Genomic DNA, 20,844 nt, shown 5'->3' with positions numbered 1-20,844 from the left:
TTTGAACCCGAGCGAGGCCCGGTGCAAAAAAGATAAACTGCTTTGTGTTCACGGAACACTGCATCAGTTTCCTATTTTTGCCTTGGGCCTTTGCCGCTTTTGGTATCATAATCTAGTTGAGCTCAAGCTAAAAGTCTGGAGAAAAAGATGAATCTCATTGGTTGCAATCGCAACCTGCTTCGATTCCCTATTTTCTCTGGGACTTTCTTAACGCTTTCGCATCCTATATTACCAACGGAAGTGTGCGAAGGCACGGTTAGCTTCAGCCATACGGTGAGTGTCTTCACGTTTCTTAACTGCTGCACCAGTGTTGTTAGCAGCATCCAAGATTTCTTTTGCAAGACGGTCTTGCATTGTGTGTTCACCACGAAGGCGAGCGATTGTTACCAACCAACGAAGTCCAAGTGTTGTACGACGTTCTGGACGAACTTCAACTGGGACTTGGTAGTTAGAACCACCGACACGACGTGCACGTACTTCAAGTACAGGCATGATGTTTTCCATAGCTGTTTCAAATACTTCAAGTGCATCGTTACCAGTAACTTCTTTGATTTGTTCAAAAGCACCGTAAACGATTGAAGCAGCTGTACCACGTTTACCGTCAAGCATAACGCGGTTGATAAGACGAGTAACTAATTGTGAATTGTAAAGCGGATCTGGCAATACGTCACGTTTTGGAGCTCTATTTTTACGACTCATTTCTCTTTATCCCCTTTCCTTATGCTTTTTTCGGACGTTTAGTACCGTATTTAGAACGGCCTTGTTTACGATCGTTAACACCTGCAGTATCAAGTGCACCACGGACGATATGGTAACGTACCCCTGGAAGGTCTTTTACACGTCCACCGCGAAGAAGCACCACACTGTGCTCTTGCAAGTTGTGTCCGATACCTGGGATGTAGGCAGTAACTTCGATAAGGTTGCTCAAACGTACACGAGCAAATTTACGAAGGGCAGAGTTAGGTTTTTTAGGTGTCATTGTTCCAACACGAGTTGCAACACCACGTTTTTGTGGTGAAGAAACGTTTGTTTGAACTTTTTTATGACTGTTATAACCAACGTTCAAAGCTGGTGATTTAGATTTTTCTACTTTTGATTTACGCGGTTTGCGAACCAATTGGTTAATTGTAGGCATCTACATTCTCCTGTGTTTTTTTATTTTTGGTGATGATACACTTGGTGACAGTTATCATCTGTGTGTACTTTTGCAACATTTGTCAGCACGTCCCTGTACACTCTTGAGAGACCAAAAGTAAAAAGTACCGTCTATTATTGTACCACGTTTTGTCTATTTTTGTCAATATATTTCTTCTTATTTTTTGACTTCCTTACTCTAAAAATTCTATGAAAACGGTCACCTGCCAGATAGGCTCTTCAACCGACCACATAGACAAACCTTCTTGTAATTGTCAACAAAATGGTGTTTAATAGATTTGTAAGCAAGAGATCTCTATTACAAATTTATAAAGGAGAAATTATGAAACTCAGACTTGATATTGATCAGCAATACACCGAAGAACAAATCATAATCGAAGCGTCAACCTTGTCTACTCGAGTTCAAAAAGTCCAAGACTTTGTCCAATCCCTGGATCAAAAAGAAACGCTTAAAGGAAAATTCCAAGACCAGGTCTACTTGATTCAGATTAGTAAGATTCAACGTATATATATTGAAAATCGCAAAGTCTTAGCTGAAACGGATAGCCAAACCTATGCGCTCGACATTCGTCTTTACCAAGCAAGTGAAATTCTACCTGCTTCCTTTATCCAAATTTCCCAATCGGAAATTGTCAACATCGACGCTATCAGTCATCTTAAACTAACCTCTAACGGCTTGATTGAAATCTATCTTAAAAACGACAGTTTCACCTACTCATCTCGCCGTTACCTCAAAACCATTAAGGAGAAATTAGAACTATGAAAAAACAAATTTTCCACGATGCCACAACTGGTATCCTCATCGGCCTCATCCTATCTATTATCTTTTCTTTTATCTACTCACCAAGCAACTACGCACCTCTCAGCCCCAACTCTTTGATTGGTCAATTCATGACCCAACATCAGGTGCATGGATCACTCGTCTTACTTTACTGTCTGCTTATCTGGGCAGCGATTGGAGTCCTCTTTAGTTTTGGCGGTCGTCTATTTGCTCAAGATTGGAGCCTTCTTCGTGCGACTGTCACTCACTTCTTCCTTATGTTGCTAGGTTTTGTACCTCTAGCAATCCTAGCAGGATGGTTCCCACTTCACTGGACTTTCATCCTTCAACTCATCCCAGAGTTTGCAATCGTCTACCTCATCATCTGGATTGTTCTCTACAAGAGAGAATCTAAAAAAGTTGCACACATCAATCAACTATTGGCTCATAAAAAATAATACCTAAAAACCCACTCACAAAACGGAGTGGGTTTTTGCTTATAATTTTTGTTTCCATTCTAACAAGAGATTCATGGCCTGCATCGGTGTCATATTGTACACATCTACTTTAGCCAATTCTGCTAGAATAGGATTTTCTTCCGCCGAGTCAAATAGGGAAATTTGTTCAGAAACTGCATGTGTTTGTTTCATTGGAGCAGGACTTTCCTGACCTTGACTCTCTAATTGCGTTAAAATTTCATCTGCTCTTTTCAGCAAGTCTGCCGGTAAACCTGCAATCTTAGCTACGTGAATACCGTATGATTTATCAGCTGGTCCGGCTTCGATCTTGTGAAGGAAGGTAACCTGTCCATTTTGCTCAAGCGTAGCCACGTGAACGTTAACCAGATGTCCCAGACTAGTCTCCAAACTAGTCAATTCATGGTAATGAGTCGCAAAGAGAGTCTTGGCTCCGATATGTTCATGGATATACTCGATAATCGCTTGGGCCAAGGCCATGCCATCATAAGTTGCCGTTCCGCGTCCAAGCTCATCAAAGAGAATGAGAGAATTCTCAGTCGCATGTGCAATGGCATTATTGGCTTCCATCATCTCGACCATAAAGGTTGACTGACCTGACACCAAGTCATCTGCTGCACCGATACGGGTAAAAATCGCATCAAAGATAGGCAAGTGAGCACGTTCTGCCGGTACATAAGAACCCATCTGAGCCATGACCGCTGTCATTGCTAATTGGCGCATATAGGTTGACTTCCCGCTCATGTTAGGCCCTGTAATCAGTTGGATGCTAGTATCTTCATCCATTTGGATGCTGTTGGGAATATAGGTTTGGGCTCCCATGACCTTTTCAACAACAGCATGACGCCCTTTCTGGATATCGATTTGTGAGTCGTCACCGAACTCAGGTCGAATCAAATGCTGGGTTTCAGCTACAACCGCCAGACTTTGCAAAACATCAACCGTCGCAATTCCTTGGGCTAGAACCTGCAAACGCTGGATATACTTGCTAACCTCCTCACGGATCCGCATAAAAATTTCGTACTCTAGGTTGGCTGATTTTTCACGCGCCTCTAACATTTCTCCCTCGATACGAGCCAACTCCTCTGTCCCAAAACGTTCAGAGTTTTTTAGCGTAGCCTTACGGAAAAAGTGGGCTGGAACATTACCGAGCTGCGAGTTGGTCACATGGAAATAGTAGCCATCCTTTTTATTGTAATCAATCTTGAGCGTGCTGATGCCAGAACTTTCTCTTTCCTTGGCTTCAATTTCAGCAATCCAGCTAGTTCCTTCTCTAAGCACCCGACGATACTTGTCCAAGGTTTCATCAAAGCCCGTCCGAATAATGCCACCTTCTGTAATTACATGAGGAGCCTCTGGAGCAATAGCTGCGCTAATAAGACTTTCCAACTCAGGAATAGCATCTAGTTGTTCAATCAGATAGGCAAGCGCTGGTTGCTCCATTCCTTCTAAAATTGCGCGAATCCTTGGAACACTGGCCAAGGTAGTCGCTAATTGCAAAAGGTCCTTAGGATTGCTTTTCCCAAAAGAGACTCGACTGGCTAGACGCTCGATATCGTAGACTCCCTTGAGGCTTTCTGTCAAATCACTACGCTCAAAGAAATAATCCAGAAAGACCTGTACAACCTCCTGACGTTCAAGGATACGATCCTTGTCAATCAAGGGACGGTGGATCCAAGAACGTAGGAGTCGCATCCCCATAGCAGTCTTGGTTTCATCTAACAACCAGAAAAGACTCCCTTGTTTCTTGCCAGAACGAGCATTTTCTACTAGATCTAAACTAGCCTTGGTCGCAAAATCCATCTGCAAGAAATCTTTAATTTCATAACGAATAACAGGTTTTAAGTGATTCAACTCTCTCATCTGAGTCCGATGGACATACTGGAGAAGCTTACTGCTAGCAGCCTGTTCAACAGGTACCAAACGTGGATCCAGTAGATGGATGTCTTCAAATGATTCTTGCTCATAGGAAAGTACCAAATTCATTTGACGTCTGAGAATCTGTTCTTCCTCTTCAGTTAAGGCATAGCCGATGACAACTTCTCTTGCCTTAAGATTTCGGATTTCACCACAGACCAGGGTAAAATCTAATAAACCTGTCACATAAAAATCACCCGTCACCAGATCCATATAGGCCAAACCAAATTGCTGACCGTCACGGTCGATAGCCACCAAAAAGTTGTTTTGGCTATCGGGTTTACTACTATCAACGACTGTACCTGGTGTAATCACCTGCACAACCTCACGCTTAACAACCCCTACTGCCTGCTTAGGATCCTCCATCTGCTCAGCAATGGCAACCTTGTAGCCACGATCAACTAGGACATCAATATACTGTTGAGCAGAGTGATAGGGAACTCCAGCCATGGGAATAGGATTGTCAGCATTTTTATTGCGACTGGTTAGTGAAATTTCTAGTATCTGGGCAGCATTGACTGCATCTTCGTAAAATAACTCATAAAAATCACCCATACGAAAGAGCAAAAAAGCATCTGGAAATTGTTTTTTGATATCCACATACTGTTGCATGCCTGGTGATAATTTTTCTGTCGTCATCCATTCTCTCCTTGTTAAAAATAGTCTTGAGAGAGACTCCCAAGACCTTATCTATCCTTCATCAAATCTAACAAACGATCTTCCATGAGTTTAGCAACATGCTGATCTCGGCAAATTACCAAGAGAGTATTGGCACCCGCAACTGTTCCCAAAATCCATTCATCCTTGTTGGCATCGACAACATTGGCTAAAACTGCAGCTTCACCCAATTTAGTGTGCAAAACTAAGGTAAACTCAGCTCTTGCTACACCTTCCAAATGATGGGACAAAAACTCAACCAGGTCAATCTTCTCTGTCTCATTTGCTAGTACGTAGTAGACCTTATCATTTTTCTTAACCTTGGTCAAGCCCAGTTCGCGAAGATCACGCGACAATGTCGTTTGCGTCACAAAAACATTGCGTGCTTCCAACCGATCCTGGATCTCTTTTTGAGTCCCTAATTTTTCCTCAGTGATCATTTGTTTGATTAACTGATGGCGTTCTCTTTTTCTCATAACATCCTCTCGAGTGAATATTTATAACATTTTCAACTATTTAATAAGAACATTATACCAAAAAAACCGAATATTTCAAAAAAATTCTTATCATTCCTCAAAATTGTGATAAAATAGAAGAAAAGTCCAAAGGAGTTTATAATGAATACAAAACAATTGATTGCTAGCGAATTGGCTAGCGTCATTGACAGCCTGGATCAAGAGGCTATTTTAAATTTACTAGAACAACCCAAAAACTCTGATATGGGAGACATCGCCTTTCCTGCCTTTACTCTAGCAAAAGTTGAGAGAAAAGCTCCACAAATGATCGCGGCAGATATCGCTGAAAAAATCAATAGCCAAGCATTTGAAAAAGTCGTCGCTACTGGACCTTATGTTAACTTCTTCCTTGATAAAAATGCCATTTCTGCTCAAGTATTACAAGCTGTTATCACTGAAAAAGAACACTATGCTGACCAAAATATTGGTAAACAAGAAAATGTTGTTATCGACATGTCTAGTCCCAATATTGCTAAGCCATTCTCTATTGGTCACCTGCGCTCAACTGTTATCGGAGATAGCTTGTCACATATTTTCCAAAAAATCGGTTATCAAACGGTCAAGGTCAACCATTTGGGAGACTGGGGTAAACAGTTTGGGATGCTGATCGTTGCCTACAAAAAATGGGGCGACGAAGAAGCTGTAAAAGCTCATCCGATTGATGAACTTCTTAAACTCTACGTTCGCATCAATGCTGAAGCTGAAAATGACCCTAGCTTGGATGAAGAAGCACGCGAATGGTTCCGTAAACTTGAAAATGGAGATGAGGAGGCTCTCGCACTTTGGCAATGGTTCCGTGATGAAAGTTTGGTGGAATTTAACCGCCTTTACAATGAATTGAAGGTTGAATTCGACAGCTACAACGGGGAAGCCTTCTACAATGACAAGATGGATGCAGTTGTAGATATCCTTTCTGAAAAAGGACTTTTGGTCGAATCAGAAGGTGCCCAAGTTGTTAATCTTGAAAAATATGGAATTGAACACCCAGCTCTTATCAAGAAATCTGACGGTGCAACTCTCTACATCACACGTGACTTGGCCGCTGCCCTTTACCGTAAAAACGAATATCAATTTGCTAAATCTATCTATGTCGTTGGTCAAGAACAATCTGCTCACTTTAAACAACTCAAGGCTGTCTTGCAAGAGATGGGTTACGATTGGAGTCAAGATATTGTCCATGTTCCTTTTGGATTGGTAACAAAAGAAGGCAAGAAACTCTCTACTCGTAAAGGGAATGTTATCTTGCTAGAACCTACTGTTGCAGAGGCTATTAGTCGTGCCAAGGCCCAAATCGAGGCTAAAAATCCTGAACTGGAAAATAAAGATCAGGTTGCTCATGCTGTTGGAGTTGGAGCCATTAAATTCTATGACCTTAAAACTGACCGTACAAATGGATATGACTTCGACCTAGAAGCCATGGTATCCTTCGAAGGTGAAACTGGACCTTATGTTCAATATGCCTACGCTCGTATCCAATCTATCTTACGCAAAGCAGATTTCAAACCAGAAACAGCTGGCAACTATAGCTTGAATGATGCTGAAAGCTGGGAAATCATTAAACTCATCCAAGACTTCCCACGTATTATCAACCGTGCAGCGGATAACTTTGAACCTTCTATCATTGCTAAATTTGCAATTAGCCTGGCTCAAGCCTTTAACAAATATTATGCACATACACGTATCTTAGATGAAAGCCCAGAACGCGACAGCCGTCTAGCCCTCAGTTACGCAACTGCAGTTGTTCTCAAAGAAGCACTTCGTCTGCTCGGCGTAGAAGCACCAGAGAAGATGTGATTCGTTACAAGAGACTGGAACGAAAGTCCCTAGTCTCTTGACGGCAATCGCTATATGGCGAATTGCCTAAACGCTTCACTAATTCACCAAACCAAATAATATCGACTTGGTTAGGCTCATGTCGTAATCTTTTAATTACTTCATTGCAAAGCAATCTAAGTAACTAAGACCAAATCCTATACGGACTTTGGCTAGACGTTTCACTAGTTTTAAGACATAAATATGATCGATTTATGTCCTAAAACGTCGTAATCTTAAAGTTATTGGAACTAAAGTTCCTAATTGTTGGATGCTAGCCGCTTTTATGCGGACTAGCTAACTGCTTCACTAGTCATGTTCTCTAAATATAATCGATTTAGAGAACATGACGTCGTAACTATGGCGAATTGCCTAAACGCTTCACTAATTCACCTAACCAAATAATATCGATTTGGTTGAATGAATGTCGTAATCTTAAAGTTACTGAATTGCAGAGCGTTCTAAGCAACCAATCCTAAACTTCTACGGACTTTTATTTGGTACTAGGGGCGGAGGGCATTACATCTACTATTTTAGATTAGCGATCACTTGCCTAATTTCTATATTGTCATTTCTTGAAAAGCGAAAAATCTTTTTCGCTTTTCTCTTGCTATTAACTTCTTTATCACTTAGGGAGAGACTTTATGAGCCAATATGCTTATATTTTAGTTGTTATCAGTCTTGTCGCTCTTTTTCTCATCAACAAATACGAAAAGGAAAAACTACAAAGACTTCTACAAGAACAACTGTTAAAGGATGAATCTTTTCGTGCAACTATCAAAGAGAAAATCCAAACGATAGAAAACATCAATGATGTCATCGACTACATCAACAAAGGTTACCGTTTAGGAATTCCCATTTCAAAAGAAATCGTTGACGAAATCCGCAGATAAGAAAAAAACTCGAGATACCATTTCTCGAGTCTTTTTATTTATTTCTGACAGCTAAGATTTCTACCAGGATAACAATCCCTAAGGATACCATGGTTCCAAATGGTGCTGCATCTTCATCAAAAATTTTCTCAGAGAACAGTAGCAGAGCAATCGCTAATAGTAGCAAAGCACTGCATAGCATAATATCCTTGAAGCTTGGTTTGCGTTTTATATACTTTAAAAATGATCTCTGTAGTTTACTCATTTCGATTGTTCCCTTTTGAAGTAAATCCTTTATCCATAGAATAAAACTCTTCCTCAGAAAATCTGGCCTCTTACAAAGCTTCTAATTCATAGAGTTCTGCAATAATCCCTGCAACCTTTTTAATATCTCCCAGCATTCCACGCATCTCAAAGTCAGCTAGAACAGGAAAACCAAAGCGTTGGCTGTATTGTTTAGCCGTCAAACAGTATTGGTTGTTAAAGTTACGATTACCGGATCCTACAACGCCAAAACACTTGCTGGCATTGTCACCGTATGCGATAAAATCACCTACTGAAGTGGTCAAAATCTCCACATCACCATTATCAACACCATTGCCACCTTCTAGATAAGTCGGTAGGAAAGCCACATATGGGTTGGTCATTTCAAAGAAGTCTTCCCCTTCCTTGACCAAATCTTTAATATGAATTTTTTCTACTTCAATGTTCTCATACTGTTCTAACAGGTAGGCCTTCAGACGTGTAACGAAACTCTCCGTATTTCCGCTCAGACTGATATAGACTAAGGAAATTTTTTTCATTTTCTCCTCCTTTTTTTGAATCATAAAAAATAACTACCAAGATTGTATCTTGATAGTTATGCTTTGTCAACTCTTAGGCAAGTTCTTCCTCTTCTTGAGTTTCTGTTAATTCTTTCTGCTGACGCCACATCTTATAGAAGACGATTGCTAGGAAGATAACATTGAGTACAATCCCAAAAATCGCATAACCTTTAGCACCTAGTTCAGCTCCCATACGGACGTTAGGGTCTGTAAAAAGTGAAAGTGCATCTTGGACTCCTACAAAGTTGTAGATAGAACCAAGGATAGCTAGAAAGACATAGCCGATATAGGTATAATTGGCCAACTGGATGTTTTTACGAACGAGGAAGACCAAAGCAACAACAACTAAAATAGCTGATAAGACAACTAAAATCATGTTGAAAATTGAATGACCATGCTCCGATACCTTAATAGTGTAATCAACGAGCTCCTTAGCATAAGTAGCATCTACACCTGACGACTCAATATTACCCATACTTTCTGCAGTAGGTACTGGAGAGATGAGCCCAAATAGCGATATTGCTGAGAGTAAGGCTGATAAAATCAGCAACACCCAAAGATAGATTGGTTTCTTTTTCATAAAAGTAACCTCCTCATAATTTTTTTAATTATTATAGCATATTTTACGAGGGAAAACAACTGTTACAAGTTGGCTTCCACCTGTTTACGGTAGGCTTTAGGAGACTTCCCACACAGTTTTCGAAAGACCTTATAGAAATACCCTACATTACTGTATCCAACCGTATAGCAGATATCCTCGATACTATCATTGGTGGATAACAAGAGCTGCTGAGCGGCCTTGATACGTTGCTTATTGAGAAGCTCTGCAAAGGTGGAATTGGTTTCCTTCTTGATCAACTGCCCCAAATAAACAGGATTGATAAAGAGATCCTTACTGATATCCTTAAGAGAAAGCTCTTTTTGGTAATCTCTACCAATAACTTCAAGTACACTGACCACATTTTCATTCATTCGATATTGGCCGAAGAAGGATGTCAAGGTTTCCTTGGTATAAGCGACTAAATCCTCAAAAGTTGTTATAGCATGAATGTTCTTGACAATATCTGTCATATCGTCTGCTTTCAAATGTTCAAAAAGATGGAAGACATCCATGACAAACTGGGTAAAGAGCTGCTTTGTGATAGATACTCTCGGTGTGTTTTCAAGGACAATCTTCTCAAGCAAGGTCAATTCATCAATAATTTGCTGGAGATTTCCTTGAATAATCACCCGATAGATGGGTTCGTAGTAAGAAAAGAGACTTTCAGACTGATCTAAATTGACCGAACCATAAAAGAGAGACTTTTCAACATCACGCTTCCACTTTTCAAAGTTGATTTGATAAGGAGCTTCAAAAGGCATGACTAGCAAACCCTCAAATTCCTGATCTGCAAGGACGATTTGCCAGTCCTGACCTAGAACATAGTAGGGAATGACAAAATCCCCTTGTTTTTCTTTTGAAAGCCCAATCCACCAGTTTTCTTTTTGTGTGAGATAAGCAAGAAAGGCTTCCTCATCCAGTTGCTGACTCAAGATTTCTGGCTCTTGAACCTTCTCACGAAGTTGAGTGACGATTTTTTCAAGTAAATGTCCCAGCTCGACCTTATCGACTGGTTTAACCAGATAATCAACCACGCTGAGATTCATAGCTTTTTTGACGTAGTCAAATTCTTGATAGCCCGATAGTAGGATATAATAAGCATCTGGCAACAAGTCCTTCATTTCCTGAATCATTTCAAGTCCTGTTTTGTCAGGCATGTTGACATCAGATATCACAATATCCACAGGATGTTCTCGGACATAGTCAAGAGCGTCGTCAGCATGATTGGCTGTAGCGACGACTTCCATATCCCATTTTTCAAAAGGAATCAAACGCTTGAGACCTTCGGTAATCATGTACTCGTCGTCCACTAATAGTACTTTATACATCTTTATCCTTTCTCCTCATCCTGAATAGTAATTCGATAACGAACACCTTGGTGTTCCATTGATTCCACACTAATGTTATAGCGATCCCCAAAATAGAGAACAAAGCGCTCATGAACATTGACGATTCCAATGGACTGTCGTTTTCCACTATAATCCACTGTGTGTTCAAACGTTCTTTGGGCTAATTTAGTTTGAATTTCTGCTAATTTTTCGGCAGACATCCCACGACCATTATCCACCACTAAAATTTCGACATAGCCCTCTTGTTTCAAAGCCTTTATACTGATAACATTATCCGTTCTTCTGTGATCAACTCCATGGGCAAAATAATTCTCCACCAAGGGCTGGAGGGTGAATTTTGGAATCCGCATTTCTTTTAACTTGGGATCAATTTTAAAGCCATAGGCGATTGACTTGGGATAGCGAACCATACAGAGATAGCTATATTTGCGACAAAACTCTACTTCTTGCTTGAGCGTCGTTTCTCGTTCATCAGAGATGTTGTTGCGCAAGAGACTACTGAATTCGTAGATAATATCTGCCAATTCGTTCTGATCTGCCATGACTGCGTACATTCGTAAAAATTCGAGGGTATTGTACATAAAATGCGGATTAATTTGAGCTTGTAATGCCCGCATATTGGCATCTTTTTGACTAAGCTCCAGCTGGTAAATATCGTGGATATTTCTCTCCAGTCGGTCCAACATATCATTTGTCGTTTCCGCAATTAAAAGCAACTCCTGATCTTTCTTCTTAAGATCAATTCTTTTGCCTTGTTCTCCCTGCGCAATATCATGGATTGTCTCCACTAGGTCAACAACTTGCGCTTGATACTTGGAGAATGTCTTCTTCAAAGTCGCATATAAAATGACGATAAAGAGGGCACTGAGGGCAAGGATGATGCCTGAACTAGCCATACTGCCACTAAGTACATAATCTCTAGGAACAGCTACTTGAACCTGATAGCCATGCGATGTTACAGCAAGCAACCAATTTTCACGATCATTTTTTTCACCTAGATGAAACATATCCGTTTCAAAAGGAGAGGTAATGGTCACAGCGATAGGAATGGTTCCTCTGGTATTGTCAATAGCCTTATAAAAAACATCAGAAATCACAGAAATGTAGATAACACCTAAAGGTAGATCTGATACTGGGTCCGATACTGGGATGGCAAAACTATTAGCTTCTGGCTTGAAACCTTCAGCAGGTAGTTTATAGCCACTACGATTGTCTCTTTTGGAGACATAAACTTCTGTCGAATCCTGTAAAACGATGGCTACGCCTGTTACAAAATCATTGCGCACATAGAGGTCATCGATATTTTCATAAATGGATACAGATATATAGGGTGATGCTTTACGCTCCAGTTGCCAGTAGAAATAATCTGGTGTACTGAGGCTAAAATACTTATAAATTCCCTCGATTCGCGCTTGATTATCTACTAAACTTTGGGCTGAACGCGCTGATTCTCGATAATAATACTCAACCTCACTCACTGTCCGAGTCAAAACCCGCTGGGAAACCTGTCTTGCTTCTTTTTCTTGACTATCCCAGTTCACATAGGAAATCAACAGGGCAAAACTAGCAATGATGACAATCATCACCCAAGTATAGGTTCGAAGGAGTGAATGAAGCCAAAATTGTTTCATTCTATTTGGACGCCAATTTTTCATGAATGCTTTCATAAACAGGTTCCAATAAATCACTAATAAAGAAATGCCACATACCAATCCCTACAAAAATGATAAGGGCTGGCATATAGAACCCAATAATGGCTAACAAGACGCTACCAAGAAGAACTTTAGCCACTGCTGACAAGCTCATAAAAATTCCGATAAAGGCAAGCTTTAAGGTATTTTGATAGGATAAGTCAAAATAAACTTGCAATTTTAGAGAAACTGTATAAGCCAAAAATACCAAGGCTACCAAAAAGATATTTAAAAATGTTGCTGCCAAATGGATAATGGTCTGATGCGGCAATTGGATCATGAGATACAAACCATAAATCAAGATCAAGTCAAGTCCCAAAAAGGTATAAAAGCTCAGATTGCTTTTGATAAAATTGCTTTTGTAGAGAGTCCAAGCCTCTTTAAAACCATAGGCACGGTAAGAATAGCCGTGTTCCGCAAATAAACTCATGATAGTCGCACTAGCTGGCGCTATACCAAAAACCACACCTCCCGCTAATGTCAATAACCAAAAATAAGCTGTAGCTATCATCCCCAAAAAGAAACGATGAAAGACTAGCTCAATAAAATTTCCCACGGTTTGCCTCCAAAAAAATAATCTAGAACTATTATAACATATTTCAAGCGCTCTCAAAAAAGAAGAGGAGAGAAAAGGTGGTGAGAGTTGAATTTACTACCTTTTAGAAGCAAGTTCGGAGCAGGTCTCCATCCTTGTCAAATGGTCAAATGTTAGTTTATAAAGGATAAATATAATTGTTTAATAATGTTATTTGTGCCATAATAAATATAGATAGAGATACCGATTAATGACCAAAGGAGTTTTCGGAAAAGATAAACATATTTGCAGATTAAATACTTACTATTCAACTTATTTACTGGATTAACAAAATAACGAAAGGAGTATGGACCATGACTATTTTTATTTTAAGAACTACTTTGTTTTTTATTGTGCTTGGATTGAGTCTTTTCTCTGATAAATTGTTCAAACAACAATATGTAAAAATCGTAAAAATAATTTGCACTATAATCTTATTATTCGTTTCATTATCATATCTGTTCTAAGTTATTTTAAGAATACAGGAATTTGTTTGTCCTGTATTCTTTTTTCTCTATAAAACGTGCATTGATAAAAACGAATAACAAAAACACCCCGTTTATGCGGGGTGCAGTAAAGAGAATTAAAAAGGTGATATGATCTAATTATTTTTCTTCATCTTTATGAAGCATGTTTTTTACACCTTCAACGACACCTTCTACAGCATCTTTTGCATCTTCAGCAACTTCTTTAACTTTAGAAACAACTTTTTCAGCAGCTCCTTCGTTTTCAAGTTCTTTATCGCCGATCAATTTGCCAACGCCTTCTTTAACAGATCCTGCTGCTTGAGTTAATTTTTCTTCTGTAGACATAAGTATGTCCTCCTTTTATTTTTTTCTAAATTAGTAATTAGTGAACACGTGGTTCTGCTTTGGCTGTAGCGTCTTTAACAGTTTCAACGCCTTCGCCAACTTTTTCTTGAACGAATTCAGCACCTTCGCCAAGTTTTTCTTGTGCTGCTGCGACACCTGAACCGATACCAGATTTCACTCTAGACAATTGTTCTGACGCGAACTCGCCTGTTGATTCTGCCACGTCAGTTACACGATCTTGAAGGCTAACTGAGTCTGCTTCATGTTGTTCTTTAGTTTTGATGTCAACAACATTAACGTTAACTTCAACTACTTCTAGATCAGTCATTTTCGCAACTTCTGATACGATAACGTCTTTGATTTCCTTGTATAGAGTTGGAACGTTTTTTCTGTACTCTACGATAACGTTCAAGTCAACTGCTACTTGTTCTTTACCAACTTCAACGTTAACACCGTGTGTTACATCGTTAGTGTTAACAATTTTTTCTGTAAGATTTGAGAAGAATCCGCCGTCAACATGTAATAGTCCTGGGACTTTATCTAGTGAAAGACCAATAATTTTTTGAATAACTTTATCTTCGTAAGTTAATTCTCCTCGAACATCTTTAGAAACAACATCTTGTTTTTCAGTTACATTTTTTTCTACGTTTGACATATGAAACTCCTTTATTTATTTAAATAATTCTTCTGTACATAGTATCCCAACCAAATTCCTAAAGCTCCACAAATTAAAACAAACATCGTTTTAAAGAAACCAAAGGATAGGATGAAGCAAGCTAGAATAATACCTACTACACCACATAGAATTGGGTATTGATATTTTTTAAACCATTCCATTTTTTACTTCCTTACTTTACACGACTAACAATTTTCTTAGCTGCTTTTTGAGGGTCATATTCTTTCACTGAAACTTCCAGTTTAACCTCTCGATCAATACCAAAGAATTCTTTCAATCCTTGAGTAATTTCGTTTTGAACTACTTCAAATTTGTTAGCAATGTTATCTGAAAGAACAACTGTACCTTCTACATAAACGAAACATTTCTTTTTCCGAGTATGTACCTGAATTTTGGGATTTTTGACCATCTTGTGTTCATCCAATAAACATCGAACAAACCCTTCAATAGCTGAATTTTTTAGTTTTAATTTATCGTCTTTAGTTCCAAGTTTTATTTCCAGATATTGTCTAGGATAAAACAGGATTACTAACATCCATAATAAAACTAAGATAGACAGGCCTAGAAGCCCCCAAAATACATATCTAGCGAGATAATATTCAAATGATGTCTGTCGCCAGCTAGTCAATTGAATTCCTAAATCACTAACCTGGTGGTAATCTATCAAAATAGGAAGGAAAATTGTCAAGATTAAAATACAGAAAATAAACAATAATATTTTCTTTGATTTTGACATATAAAATCCTTTCAATTAGTGCAACAAACCATAGCTTTACCCGTCATTATAAATTAAAAACTATAGTCTGCTTTCGAGTAAAACATTAACCTTTTTTACCCAAAAAGAACGATACCACAGAAACTACAATCACTGCACCAACAATAGATGGGATGATAGCCATACCAGCTAGTGATGGTCCCCAAGTGCCAAGGAGTGATTGACCTACTGATGGAGTGATTGACCTACTGATGAACCGATTAAACCAGCAAATATATTAGCAATTACTCCCATTGAGCCACCTTTTTTAGTGATTGCCCCTGCTGCAAGGCCGATAAAGCCTCCTACAATAATGGACCACAACATAATATGCGCCTCCTTTCATAACCTCAATATATCTGGGTTGAATATAGTATATCAAAATATGAGAGCGCACTCAAATTATATGCTCACGAATATGTGCTTTAATAAATTTTAAAACAACACAAAAACGCTCTAGACAATATGACTAGAGCGTTTTCTATATATCCGAACATCTAATTTATTTCACAAAAAATGTAGTTTTTCAGTTAATTTTTATTGCAATACATCGAAATTTTAAAATTCAATAATCTTGTTAAATCAAGGTTTTTAAACACCTGATAATATACTTTTATTTTAAAGACTTTTTGCCCGACCTCATTTCATTGTGAGATTTGTTATCTACATTATTTGCCTTTTTCTTTTGTCAAGCAATATGTGAGGACCACTGATGAAATTACTGACATAAGGATTCTCCTTTTAATTTTTTTCTATTTTTGTTTATCATATATTTTAATGTTTGTCTATCAGTCACACATTCGTAATACACATTTATACAAAAAAGCTTTTTGCTTTGGAAGCCTTTAATAATAACAGTTTACATTAATGATTATTTCCCATTTAATACTATTTTACTGTATGTACTAATTTCAAATATCTTTTTCATGCATTGTACCCTTTATTTATCACATCCTTAACTGTCTATAAAAATCAGCATTCATTTCTAACAATTCTTTAAAGGGAACTATTTTTCTATCTGCACCTGATGGAGTGTACTCCATTGACCAAATAAAAGGATAGGTCAAAACAACTTCATTTGATTCAAGCGATAAATCTAATGTGAACAAATCTGGTACTATCAGTTCTTGATAAAATGTGTCTAACTGATTTGTCGTCACCCAATACAAAAAGTCCTTATAATCTATCTCCAAATCCTCCCATTCTAATGTATCGGGAGCGAAATATTCTATTGCATTTAATTTTTCAATATTTATTGCAAATAGACCACACAAGATATCATAAGCTATCAAACAACGATTCGAATTATAACATTTTGAAAACAATTCATTACAGTAACTGAAGCCATTCTCTGAATCATTCCCCAAAATTTTTAAATAACCATTCACAGTTACATAAGAAAAATGTTCTAAGATAAACTTCAGTTCTTGTGGTCTTTCTATACTATCCGTTAGTTTTTTGTTAAATTCAAGGAATTTAATATCATTAGAACTTTTATCAAATTCTGCAATAATCTTTTTCGTAGTTAACATTTTATTCGTCTACCCTATCCCATTCAATTTTACACTCTTGCTCATTTTTATTTATATGCACAACATTAAAGAAGTTCAATCGCAGATACTTCATTATCTAAATTAACAAATTCAAACTTCTCAGGATATTGCAGATAATCAATACATTTTTTTAAAACATGAAAAAACTCAGAGAAACAATGTTAAAATCATCAAAACATTTGATTTCTCTGAGATAAAATTTGCTGATTGTACTCGAAACCTAGTTCGTTCTTATCTACGATACTGCTTCAAGAAACGGGTCATCTTTTCTTGAATTTGAGCTAACTCATCGACGCGCGGCAGATAAACAATACGGAAGTGATCTGGTTCTTTCCAGTTAAAGCCTCGTCCATGTACTAAAAGCACCTTTTCTTGCTTCAAGAAATCAAGGACAAACTGTTCATCATCATCGATACGGTACATATTGCGGTCAATTTTAGGGAAGATATAAAGACCCGCTTTAGGTTTAACCGCAGACAAACCTGGGATATCTTGAATGGCATTATAAATGAAGTTTCTTTGCTCGTAGATACGACCACCTGGCAAGAGCAATTCGTCCACCGATTGGTGACCACCTAGTGAAGTTTGAACAACCTGTTGAGCCAAGACGTTGGAACAAAGGCGCATGTTTGAAAGCATGTTGAGACCTTCAATGTAACCTTTCACGTGATGTTTAGGTCCAGACAAGACCATCCAACCTACACGGAAACCAGCGATACGGTGAGATTTAGACAAACCATTCATGCTGACACAGAAAAGGTCTGGAGCCAAACTAGCTACTGGTGTGTGGACATTGCCATCCATAACCATACGGTCGTAGATTTCATCCGCAAAAATAATCAAGTCATTTTGACGAGCAATCTCAATGATATCTAGTAAGAGTTCTTTAGGATAGAGGGCTCCCGTTGGATTATTTGGATTGATTAAAACGATAGCCTTAGTATTTGAACTAATCTTAGACTTGATATCATCTAAGTCAGGATACCATTCAGCTTCTTCATCACAGACGTAGTGAACGGCATTTCCTCCAGCCAAGCTAACTGCAGCTGTCCAAAGTGGGTAGTCAGGCATTGGAACCAAGACTTCATCGCCATTGTCCAAGAGACCTTGCATGGACATGACAATCAACTCACTCACACCATTTCCAAGGTAGATATCATCGATGCCTACATTAGGGAATTTTTTCAATTGGCAATATTGCATAATTGCTTTACGGGCTGAAAAGATACCTTTTGAATCTGAATAACCTTCACTATCACGCGCATTCATAATCAAATCATGGATGACCTCATCTGGTGCGGTAAAGCCAAACTCAGCTGGGTTCCCTGTATTCAAACGGAGGATTTTTTCTCCATTTGCTCGCATACGCATGGCTTCCTCAAGGACTGGACCACGGATGTCATAAGCCACATGCTCTAATTTGATTGATTTGTTAAATTCTTTCATTTGAGTTCCTCAATTCATCAGGATAGTTAATATTATACCACTTGATAGAAAAATCGTAAATCGCCTAGTACTATTCCACAAAAAAACCTTGCTTAACGCAAGGTGAACAGAGCAAGGTCGATTTCTTTCTATTTTTGGGAGAAGAAAGAGAAAAATATGCACCTCTAGTAAGATATACGTCTAAATCTAAAGTCTCGCATATAAACTTCGAATCGAAAACGAAGGCATCGTTATGGGTGATAGTTGCATGAACTCATGAATTTCTTCCTGTGTCCAGCAAAACGCAAAGAAAAAATAAGTCGACTCAACAAACAACATAGACGATGTCTGGGCTAATTCGAGTCTGTTTGTAAAGAATTTTACCATATCACTGACTTCTTTCCCTTGCCCTGTCACTTAGTATTATACACTAAAACTTTTGCATTTTCAAATAAGTACATATAAAAAGAACTCTTTTTAAAGCGTCACTTAAAAATTTATACTCAATGAAAATCAAAGAGCAAACTAGGAAGCTAGCCGCAGGTTGCTCAAAGCATGGCTTTGAGGTTGCAGATAAAGCTGACGTGGTTTGAAGAGATTTTCGAAGAGTATTAATTGAATATGATTCTGCTTTGGCAATAAAAAAGAGAGAACCATGTGATTCTCTCTGAACTAAGTTCTACAATTACTATAATTAAAAGTAGTCGAAACTTAGCTTATTTTGCAATCTCTGCCAACATTTTTTCGATATGTTGGATTGATTTTTCGCGGCCAAGCAAGTAGATGGTTTCTGGTAGTTCTGGCCCATGCATCTCACCTGAAACAGCGATACGGATTGGCATGAAGAGGTTCTTCCCTTTGATACCTGTTTCCTTTTGGACCGCTTTGATTTGTGGGAAGATGTTTTCCACCACAAACTCGTCGTCTGACATAGACTCAAGTTTCGCCTTAAAGGCCTCAAGTACAGTCGGAACAGTTTCACCAGCCATCACTTCTCGCTCAGCTTCTGTCAATTCCGGGAAGTCTGAGAAGAAAAGGTCTGTCAATGGAACGATTTCGTCAACTGACTTCATTTGTGGTTTGTAGAGTTCCACCAATTTTTCAGCCTTATCTGTCAAGCGTCCTGCTGCTTCGAGGAATGGTTTGGCCATTTCAAAGATGGTCGCAAGATCCGTATTCTTGATATACTCATTGCTCATCCAGTCCATTTTCTTTTGGTCGAAAGCTGCTGGAGACTTGCTAAGGCGGTTTTCATCAAAAAGTTTGATCAGTTCTTCGCGAGAGAAGATTTCGTCTTCCCCACCAGGGTTCCAACCAAGAAGAGCGATAAAGTTAAAGACTGCTTCTGGCAGGTAGCCCTTCTTACGGTAGTCTTCGATGAACTGAAGAGTATTGGTATCACGTTTAGACAACTTCTTACCAGTCTCAGAGTTGATAATCAAGGTCATGTGACCGAACTCTGGAGCTTCCCAACCAAGAGCCTCATAAACCATAAGTTGTTTTGGTGTATTAGCAATGTGGTCATCTCCACGGATAACGTGAGAAATTTGCATATCGTGGTCATCGATCACAACGGCAAAGTTGTAAGTTGGGTAGCCATCTTTCTTTTGGATAACCCAGTCCCCACCGATATTGCCACCTTCAAATTCGATATCACCTTTGACCATATCATGCCATTTGTAGATACCAGACTCATTAACTGCCAAACGAACCGTTGGGATGATTCCTGCTGCTTCACGTTCTGCAACATAAGCTGCTTTTTCTTCCTCGCTCATACCAAGGTATTCGTTAATGTAACGAGGTGTTTCACCAGCTGCTTCTTGGCGTTCACGTTCTGCTCCCAACTCTTCTTCTGTCACATAAGACTTGTAGGCTTTTCCTTCAGCTAAGAGTTGGTCGATATATTTTTGATAGAGTTCCAAACGCTCAGACTGGCGGTAGTTTTCATGAGTTTCTGGACTTTCATCCCAGTCCATGCCTAACCAACGAAGGTTTTCAAGCTGTGAACGTTCTCCGTCTTCGACATGACGTTTGCGGTCAGTATCTTCGATACGGATAATAAAAGTTCCACCATGGTGGCGTGCATACAAATAGTTAAACAATGCTGTACGGGCATTACCGATGTGTAATAGTCCTGTTGGACTTGGTGCATAACGCACACGAATATCTTTTGACATATCTTCTCCTATAAAGTCTCTAGGCGTCTGCCTTTTTGCTCTCTATATTATATCACAAGTCTTGCCAGAGTCCAATTTCTCTTTTCGAGAAAAAGTAAAAAGAGTGGAAAACCACTCTCAGATTGAAGACAAAGTCCTTGGAAGTCAAGTTTCTAAGGGCTTTTCTTTGTGTAAAGTCGTATAATAGAGGTAAGAAGAGTTGTGAGGTAATCCCTATGTTTCACAAAGAAAAACCTGATTATAA

21 protein-coding genes and 1 pseudogene are annotated in these 20,844 nt (G+C 38.8%); 4 read left to right on the top strand and 18 right to left on the bottom strand.

Features of this window, described 5'->3' with window-relative positions; genetic code table 11:
* Positions 1 to 228: 228 nt before the first annotated feature.
* The gene (rpsG, locus tag GEZ89_RS02570; RefSeq protein WP_000087876.1) at positions 229 to 699 is read right to left on the bottom strand and encodes a 30S ribosomal protein S7; all 471 of its coding nucleotides are present in this window, start codon (positions 697 to 699) and stop codon (positions 229 to 231) included.
* A 19-nt stretch (positions 700 to 718) separates the two neighbouring features.
* Complete coding sequence (gene rpsL / locus GEZ89_RS02565) at positions 719 to 1,135, bottom strand: 30S ribosomal protein S12 (RefSeq protein ID WP_001142333.1); 417 nt, start codon at positions 1,133 to 1,135, stop codon at positions 719 to 721.
* A 342-nt stretch (positions 1,136 to 1,477) separates the two neighbouring features.
* Here rpsL and GEZ89_RS02555 point away from each other — a divergent pair, with 342 nt between their 5' ends.
* Together GEZ89_RS02555 and GEZ89_RS02550 are read left to right on the top strand one after the other, a co-directional pair.
* The gene (locus GEZ89_RS02555) at positions 1,478 to 1,918 is read left to right on the top strand and encodes a LytTR family DNA-binding domain-containing protein (protein WP_153224859.1); all 441 of its coding nucleotides are present in this window, start codon (positions 1,478 to 1,480) and stop codon (positions 1,916 to 1,918) included.
* Complete coding sequence (locus GEZ89_RS02550; RefSeq protein WP_153224858.1) at positions 1,915 to 2,373, top strand: DUF3021 domain-containing protein; 459 nt, start codon at positions 1,915 to 1,917, stop codon at positions 2,371 to 2,373. The genes GEZ89_RS02555 and GEZ89_RS02550 overlap by 4 nt, the downstream gene beginning before the upstream one ends.
* Positions 2,374 to 2,412: 39 nt before the next feature.
* On the opposite strand, the gene mutS is transcribed toward GEZ89_RS02550, so the two are convergent.
* Complete coding sequence (gene mutS / locus GEZ89_RS02545; protein ID WP_153224857.1) at positions 2,413 to 4,947, bottom strand: DNA mismatch repair protein MutS; 2,535 nt, start codon at positions 4,945 to 4,947, stop codon at positions 2,413 to 2,415.
* A 47-nt stretch (positions 4,948 to 4,994) separates the two neighbouring features.
* Positions 4,995 to 5,441 carry an arginine repressor gene (argR, locus tag GEZ89_RS02540; protein ID WP_001231485.1) on the bottom strand — a complete coding sequence of 149 codons (447 nt, stop codon included), beginning with the start codon at positions 5,439 to 5,441 and terminating at the stop codon, positions 4,995 to 4,997.
* Positions 5,442 to 5,582: 141 nt separating this feature from the next.
* On the opposite strand from argR, the gene argS reads away from it, so the two are divergent.
* Together argS and GEZ89_RS02530 are read left to right on the top strand one after the other, a co-directional pair.
* Positions 5,583 to 7,274, top strand: coding sequence for an arginine--tRNA ligase (argS, locus tag GEZ89_RS02535; protein ID WP_153224856.1), 1,692 nt, complete (start codon positions 5,583 to 5,585; stop codon positions 7,272 to 7,274).
* 662 nt (positions 7,275 to 7,936) lie between these two features.
* Positions 7,937 to 8,185 carry a MarR family transcriptional regulator gene (locus GEZ89_RS02530; RefSeq protein ID WP_153224855.1) on the top strand — a complete coding sequence of 83 codons (249 nt, stop codon included), beginning with the start codon at positions 7,937 to 7,939 and terminating at the stop codon, positions 8,183 to 8,185.
* A gap of 34 nt (positions 8,186 to 8,219) precedes the next feature.
* Here the strand turns inward: GEZ89_RS02530 and GEZ89_RS02525 are convergent, their stop codons facing one another.
* The 14 genes and pseudogenes from GEZ89_RS02525 to gltX all read right to left on the bottom strand — a co-directional run bounded on the left by GEZ89_RS02525 (position 8,220) and on the right by gltX (position 20,600).
* Positions 8,220 to 8,429 carry a hypothetical protein gene (locus GEZ89_RS02525; RefSeq protein ID WP_153224854.1) on the bottom strand — a complete coding sequence of 70 codons (210 nt, stop codon included), beginning with the start codon at positions 8,427 to 8,429 and terminating at the stop codon, positions 8,220 to 8,222.
* Between the two features lie 70 nt (positions 8,430 to 8,499).
* Positions 8,500 to 8,967 carry a class Ib ribonucleoside-diphosphate reductase assembly flavoprotein NrdI gene (gene nrdI / locus GEZ89_RS02520; protein ID WP_153224853.1) on the bottom strand — a complete coding sequence of 156 codons (468 nt, stop codon included), beginning with the start codon at positions 8,965 to 8,967 and terminating at the stop codon, positions 8,500 to 8,502.
* 73 nt (positions 8,968 to 9,040) lie between these two features.
* Positions 9,041 to 9,568 (bottom strand): ABC transporter permease, encoded by a 528-nt coding sequence (locus GEZ89_RS02515; protein WP_153224852.1) that lies wholly within the window; start codon positions 9,566 to 9,568, stop codon positions 9,041 to 9,043.
* 62 nt (positions 9,569 to 9,630) lie between these two features.
* A complete protein-coding gene (locus GEZ89_RS02510; RefSeq protein ID WP_153224851.1) occupies positions 9,631 to 10,917 on the bottom strand; it encodes a response regulator transcription factor in 1,287 nt (428 codons plus the stop codon).
* A gap of 2 nt (positions 10,918 to 10,919) precedes the next feature.
* Entirely contained in the window at positions 10,920 to 12,593 is a 1,674-nt protein-coding gene (locus GEZ89_RS02505) for a sensor histidine kinase (RefSeq protein WP_153224850.1), read from the bottom strand.
* The gene (locus GEZ89_RS02500; RefSeq protein ID WP_322741470.1) at positions 12,571 to 13,185 is read right to left on the bottom strand and encodes a YesL family protein; all 615 of its coding nucleotides are present in this window, start codon (positions 13,183 to 13,185) and stop codon (positions 12,571 to 12,573) included. The genes GEZ89_RS02505 and GEZ89_RS02500 overlap by 23 nt, the downstream gene beginning before the upstream one ends.
* A gap of 623 nt (positions 13,186 to 13,808) precedes the next feature.
* Positions 13,809 to 14,015 (bottom strand): CsbD family protein, encoded by a 207-nt coding sequence (locus GEZ89_RS02495; protein ID WP_153224849.1) that lies wholly within the window; start codon positions 14,013 to 14,015, stop codon positions 13,809 to 13,811.
* A gap of 37 nt (positions 14,016 to 14,052) precedes the next feature.
* The gene (locus tag GEZ89_RS02490; protein ID WP_153224848.1) at positions 14,053 to 14,670 is read right to left on the bottom strand and encodes an Asp23/Gls24 family envelope stress response protein; all 618 of its coding nucleotides are present in this window, start codon (positions 14,668 to 14,670) and stop codon (positions 14,053 to 14,055) included.
* An 11-nt stretch (positions 14,671 to 14,681) separates the two neighbouring features.
* A complete protein-coding gene (locus tag GEZ89_RS02485; protein ID WP_060955197.1) occupies positions 14,682 to 14,852 on the bottom strand; it encodes a DUF2273 domain-containing protein in 171 nt (56 codons plus the stop codon).
* Between the two features lie 11 nt (positions 14,853 to 14,863).
* Positions 14,864 to 15,427: an alkaline shock response membrane anchor protein AmaP gene (gene amaP / locus GEZ89_RS02480; RefSeq protein ID WP_153224847.1), complete on the bottom strand. Its 564-nt coding sequence runs from the start codon at positions 15,425 to 15,427 to the stop codon at positions 14,864 to 14,866.
* An 85-nt stretch (positions 15,428 to 15,512) separates the two neighbouring features.
* Positions 15,513 to 15,772, bottom strand: a pseudogene (locus GEZ89_RS02475) (GlsB/YeaQ/YmgE family stress response membrane protein).
* A gap of 620 nt (positions 15,773 to 16,392) precedes the next feature.
* Complete coding sequence (locus GEZ89_RS02470) at positions 16,393 to 16,977, bottom strand: DUF2625 family protein (protein ID WP_153224846.1); 585 nt, start codon at positions 16,975 to 16,977, stop codon at positions 16,393 to 16,395.
* 252 nt (positions 16,978 to 17,229) lie between these two features.
* Positions 17,230 to 18,444 (bottom strand): pyridoxal phosphate-dependent aminotransferase, encoded by a 1,215-nt coding sequence (locus tag GEZ89_RS02465; RefSeq protein WP_045762715.1) that lies wholly within the window; start codon positions 18,442 to 18,444, stop codon positions 17,230 to 17,232.
* Between the two features lie 695 nt (positions 18,445 to 19,139).
* Positions 19,140 to 20,600, bottom strand: a complete 1,461-nt coding sequence (gene gltX, locus GEZ89_RS02460) for a glutamate--tRNA ligase (protein ID WP_153224845.1) — start codon at positions 20,598 to 20,600, stop codon at positions 19,140 to 19,142.
* Positions 20,601 to 20,844: the final 244 nt, after the last annotated feature.

This window comes from Streptococcus mitis (genome assembly GCF_009496285.1).
Taxonomy (GTDB): domain Bacteria; phylum Bacillota; class Bacilli; order Lactobacillales; family Streptococcaceae; genus Streptococcus; species Streptococcus mitis_BP.
Note: the sequence above shows the minus strand (reverse complement) of the source record. Positions and strands in the feature narration are given on the sequence as shown.

Excerpts from the sequence above, each read along its gene's own strand:
- GEZ89_RS02515 (WP_153224852.1), bottom strand. The coding sequence starts at position 9,568 with ATGAAAAAGAAACCAATCTATCTTTGGGTGTTGCTGATTTTATCAGCC.
- GEZ89_RS02550 (WP_153224858.1), top strand. The coding sequence starts at position 1,915 with ATGAAAAAACAAATTTTCCACGATGCCACAACTGGTATCCTCATCGGC.
- argR (WP_001231485.1), bottom strand. The coding sequence starts at position 5,441 with ATGAGAAAAAGAGAACGCCATCAGTTAATCAAACAAATGATCACTGAG.
- argS (WP_153224856.1), top strand. The coding sequence starts at position 5,583 with ATGAATACAAAACAATTGATTGCTAGCGAATTGGCTAGCGTCATTGAC.
- rpsG (WP_000087876.1), bottom strand. The coding sequence starts at position 699 with ATGAGTCGTAAAAATAGAGCTCCAAAACGTGACGTATTGCCAGATCCG.
- GEZ89_RS02490 (WP_153224848.1), bottom strand. The coding sequence starts at position 14,670 with ATGTCAAACGTAGAAAAAAATGTAACTGAAAAACAAGATGTTGTTTCT.
- mutS (WP_153224857.1), bottom strand. The coding sequence starts at position 4,947 with ATGACGACAGAAAAATTATCACCAGGCATGCAACAGTATGTGGATATC.
- GEZ89_RS02485 (WP_060955197.1), bottom strand. The coding sequence starts at position 14,852 with ATGGAATGGTTTAAAAAATATCAATACCCAATTCTATGTGGTGTAGTA.
- amaP (WP_153224847.1), bottom strand. The coding sequence starts at position 15,427 with ATGTCAAAATCAAAGAAAATATTATTGTTTATTTTCTGTATTTTAATC.
- rpsL (WP_001142333.1), bottom strand. The coding sequence starts at position 1,135 with ATGCCTACAATTAACCAATTGGTTCGCAAACCGCGTAAATCAAAAGTA.
- GEZ89_RS02510 (WP_153224851.1), bottom strand. The coding sequence starts at position 10,917 with ATGTATAAAGTACTATTAGTGGACGACGAGTACATGATTACCGAAGGT.
- GEZ89_RS02505 (WP_153224850.1), bottom strand. The coding sequence starts at position 12,593 with ATGAAAAATTGGCGTCCAAATAGAATGAAACAATTTTGGCTTCATTCA.
- GEZ89_RS02555 (WP_153224859.1), top strand. The coding sequence starts at position 1,478 with ATGAAACTCAGACTTGATATTGATCAGCAATACACCGAAGAACAAATC.
- GEZ89_RS02525 (WP_153224854.1), bottom strand. The coding sequence starts at position 8,429 with ATGAGTAAACTACAGAGATCATTTTTAAAGTATATAAAACGCAAACCA.
- GEZ89_RS02530 (WP_153224855.1), top strand. The coding sequence starts at position 7,937 with ATGAGCCAATATGCTTATATTTTAGTTGTTATCAGTCTTGTCGCTCTT.
- GEZ89_RS02495 (WP_153224849.1), bottom strand. The coding sequence starts at position 14,015 with ATGTCTACAGAAGAAAAATTAACTCAAGCAGCAGGATCTGTTAAAGAA.
- GEZ89_RS02470 (WP_153224846.1), bottom strand. The coding sequence starts at position 16,977 with ATGTTAACTACGAAAAAGATTATTGCAGAATTTGATAAAAGTTCTAAT.
- nrdI (WP_153224853.1), bottom strand. The coding sequence starts at position 8,967 with ATGAAAAAAATTTCCTTAGTCTATATCAGTCTGAGCGGAAATACGGAG.
- gltX (WP_153224845.1), bottom strand. The coding sequence starts at position 20,600 with ATGTCAAAAGATATTCGTGTGCGTTATGCACCAAGTCCAACAGGACTA.
- GEZ89_RS02465 (WP_045762715.1), bottom strand. The coding sequence starts at position 18,444 with ATGAAAGAATTTAACAAATCAATCAAATTAGAGCATGTGGCTTATGAC.